The sequence below is a fragment of the Pseudoalteromonas sp. G4 genome (assembly GCF_028875915.1).
GTDB lineage: Bacteria > Pseudomonadota > Gammaproteobacteria > Enterobacterales > Alteromonadaceae > Pseudoalteromonas.
The window spans coordinates 1-1,203 of the sequence record NZ_JAPEHW010000155.1 but is presented as its reverse complement, the minus strand read 5'-3'; the positions used below and the strand labels follow the sequence as shown (position 1 = coordinate 1,203).

At 37.1% G+C, this 1,203-nt stretch carries 1 protein-coding gene; it reads left to right on the top strand.

The features are described from left to right. Positions 1–24: 24 nt before the first annotated feature. Positions 25–879, top strand: coding sequence for a hypothetical protein (locus ON073_RS20335; RefSeq protein ID WP_274763689.1), 855 nt, complete (start codon positions 25–27; stop codon positions 877–879). Positions 880–1,203 lie beyond the last annotated feature (324 nt).

Genomic DNA, 1,203 nt, shown 5'->3' with positions numbered 1-1,203 from the left:
AATTAATAAAATGAGTAATTAAAAATGAACAAACCCCTAAACGAATTGCTAAATGATTTTAATCGCCACCTCGCCGTCGATATGTTTTATCGTCCTGGTTCAAACAACCTTATTACTGGCTTAAATCGCCAAAAGCTTACCGCTATAATTGCAGTTAGGTTCGGTATTATCTCGCCTACCCTTGTTAGTTGGTTATATCAAACCAATCGGCATCAAGCGCTAGAACATTTAAACAAGCTAGTTAAAGAAGGTTTGTTAGTGCTTGTAAAAACACACCGTTCTAACGATGGCCGTATTTATGTGCCCACCTATTCGGCTGCAAAATATTCGGAGCAATTAACTGGCATTCAAACTTATTTTCGTTCTAAGGCGAACCCGCAACTTTCATTTAATCACAACACTTTAATGCATGATTTGATAAATGCATTTGTGTTACTTCGTGGCATTCACAACTGGCAAACTGATGAAGCTTATATCCCATTTTGGAAAGGGTTTGTGACTGAAAAAGAGTTTAAACGCATTACCAACAAAGACGTGCGAAATGTGGATGGGTTAGTGCAAGAGTCTGATGGTGCGATTGTTGCTATTGAGGTTGAGCACTCTTTTAAAAATAAAACCACTCGCCGACAAATCCTGCTTAAATACTTAAGCGCGATAAAAGCTGGTTATTACAGCAAAGTGTTCTTAGTTTCCCATTCGCTCGATATATTAAATGATGCGAAACGGCTCAATTACCAAATAATTGATGAGTTAACCTCTGCCAACCAAAGCAAATATCAAAAAGAGCAATTAAGTGACGAAGATGCTGCACTTATGCATAAAAGCATCATCTATCGCACCAAATTCTGTAATGAGATAAATGAACTATTCTATGAATAATTAGGATGCTTTGATGAAACAGCGAACGGTCAAGATTTACACTGCCCTACGCACACATCCCCTACACTTGCCCGAAAATATGTGGGAGCAAAGCACCTACGAATAATCTTAGAATAAATTAGCACAATAAAAAAGAGCTCACGTTTGTGGGCTAGTAAATTTACTATTTTTCCTTTCTTGTTAGTTTGATAACTAAAGCTATGAGATAGATAAGCAATGATAATTCGATTAACTCCCAGTTACTTAGCGGGAAGTTATTATGCAAAATGATTACATCAAATACGCTTAACATACCCAGTAAACATCCGAATAATCCCAGAAAGC